Raw genomic sequence first — 2500 nt, 5'->3', positions numbered from 1 at the left:
CACGGGATTTCACGGGCCCCGTGCTACTCGGGATACAGTCACGCTCTTTTCTACTTTCGACTACAGGACTTTCACCTTCTCTGGTGCAGCTTTCAACTGCTTTGTCTAGCTTGAAGATACGTTAATTGACTGTCCCACGACCCCAGAAGTAAAAACCTCTGGTTTAGGCTGTTTCCCGTTCGCTCACCACTACTTGGGAAATCGCTATTGCTTTCTCTTCCTCCAGCTACTAAGATGTTTCAATTCGCTGGGTTCGCCGCTATCAGTCTATGTATTCAACTGATGCTTACTGGGTTGCCCCATTCGGACATCTCCGGCTCAATGCTTGCTTCCAGCTCCCCGGAGCTTATCGTCGGTCGCCACGTCCTTCTTCGCCTCTGTGTGCCTAGGTATCCACCGTTAGCCCTTTGTAACTTGACCACTTGATTTTTTCATGGTGGTCGCTTGTCAGATGATCCGATTACTCGGATGATAGACACGCTTTGATGACTTAATTTCTATGCAGTTTTCAAGGTTCTGACTAGAGTTCTAGACTCCAGCATTCCGACTTTCAATCTCGACAGTCTAGGTGCTGATTTCTATTTTTTTGTAGTTGGTTACAGTTAGTGAGAGTGGAGGTAAGCGGACTCGAACCGCTGACTTCCTGCGTGCAAGGCAGGCGCTCTACCAACTGAGCTATACCCCCACTAAGCAAGTTCTGATTTTGATTTTATGAGTCCTGAATTAATCCTTGATTATCCATTACTCATTACTGACAATTCATCACTTTTTTTCCAGGTGGGCCATCCTGGATTTGAACCAGGGACCTCACCCTTATCAGGGGTGCGCTCTAACCAACTGAGCTAATAGCCCGCGAGTTCCGAACCAGTTAATAGTTTGAAAGCTTTGACATCTATTCCTCGAACGACCAGGGATGACTGAGCTTGACCTATTGTTTAGGTTCGGTCTAGTCTCAGATGGTCTCCCTAAAAGGAGGTGATCCAGCCACACCTTCCGGTACGGCTACCTTGTTACGACTTCACCCCAGTCATCAGCCCTGCCTTCGGCATCCTCCTCCTCGAAAGGTTAGAGTAATGACTTCGGGCGTGGCCAACTTCCATGGTGTGACGGGCGGTGTGTACAAGGCCCGGGAACGGATTCACCGCAGTATGCTGACCTGCGATTACTAGCGATTCCGCCTTCATGCAGGCGAGTTGCAGCCTGCAATCTGAACTGAGGCAGGGTTTACGGGATTAGCTCGCCCTCGCGGGTTGGCTGCCCTCTGTCCCTACCATTGTAGTACGTGTGTAGCCCAGGACGTAAGGGGCATGCTGACTTGACGTCATCCCCACCTTCCTCCGGTTTGTCACCGGCAGTCTGTTTAGAGTGCCCAACTTAATGATGGCAACTAAACACGAGGGTTGCGCTCGTTGCGGGACTTAACCCAACATCTCACGACACGAGCTGACGACAGCCATGCACCACCTGTGTTCGCGCTCCCGAAGGCACTCCTCTGTTTCCAAAGGATTCGCGACATGTCAAGTCCTGGTAAGGTTCTTCGCGTTGCATCGAATTAAACCACATACTCCACCGCTTGTGCGGGCCCCCGTCAATTCCTTTGAGTTTCACACTTGCGTGCGTACTCCCCAGGCGGGATACTTAACGCGTTAGCTACGGCACTGTCCGGGTCGATACAGACAACACCTAGTATCCATCGTTTACGGCTAGGACTACTGGGGTATCTAATCCCATTCGCTCCCCTAGCTTTCGTCCCTGAGTGTCAGTTATGGTCCAGCAGAGCGCCTTCGCCACCGATGTTCTTCCTGATCTCTACGCATTTCACCGCTACACCAGGAATTCCCTCTGCCCCTACCATACTCTAGCTGTTCAGTTTCCACTGCCTTTCCGAAGTTAAGCCCCGGTCTTTGACAGCAGACTTGAACTGCCACCTGCGGACGCTTTACGCCCAATCATTCCGGATAACGCTTGCATCCTCCGTCTTACCGCGGCTGCTGGCACGGAGTTAGCCGATGCTGATTCCTCTGGTACCGTCAGGTTGCTTTCACAACTTTCTTCCCAGAGAAAAGGGGTTTACAACCCAAGAGCCTTCTTCCCCCACGCGGTCTTGCTCCGTCAGGCTTTCGCCCATTGCGGAAAATTCCCCACTGCTGCCTCCCGTAGGAGTCTGGGCCGTGTCTCAGTCCCAGTGTGGCTGATCGTCCTCTCAGACCAGCTACCGATCGTCGCCTTGGTGGGCTTTTACTCCGCCAACTAGCTAATCGGACGCGAGCTCATCTTCAGGCTATAAATATTTTCCCTTTCGGTACATCGGGGCTTAGCAGTCGTTTCCAACTGTTGTCTCCGTCCTGAAGGCAGATTCTCACGCGTTACTCACCCGTCCGCCACTAAGTATTTCTACTCCGTTCGACTTGCATGTGTTAAGCAGACCGCCAGCGTTCATCCTGAGCCAGGATCAAACTCTCCGTGTTGTTGAGTTCTTTTGGCTTATATCAAGTTCTTT

General features: G+C 51.6%; 2 tRNA genes and 2 rRNA genes (1 of these 4 cut by a window edge). All 4 read right to left on the bottom strand.

Annotation, left to right across the window (positions count from 1 at the left end):
* Positions 1–420: ribosomal RNA gene (locus QUA77_RS28610) — 23S ribosomal RNA — on the bottom strand; it reaches 2483 nt to the left of the window's first position.
* Positions 421–612: 192 nt separating this feature from the next.
* Positions 613–685: transfer RNA gene (locus QUA77_RS28605), tRNA-Ala, on the bottom strand.
* A 93-nt stretch (positions 686–778) separates the two neighbouring features.
* A tRNA-Ile gene (locus QUA77_RS28600) sits at positions 779–852 on the bottom strand.
* Between the two features lie 116 nt (positions 853–968).
* Positions 969–2468 (bottom strand): 16S ribosomal RNA (locus QUA77_RS28595).
* The 16S and 23S rRNA genes sit together here with 2 tRNA genes alongside, the layout of an rRNA operon.
* Positions 2469–2500 lie beyond the last annotated feature (32 nt).

Source organism: Microcoleus sp. K5-D4, assembly GCF_036704575.1.
Taxonomy (GTDB): domain Bacteria; phylum Cyanobacteriota; class Cyanobacteriia; order Cyanobacteriales; family Microcoleaceae; genus Microcoleus.
This window is presented reverse-complemented; position numbering and strand designations above follow the sequence as displayed.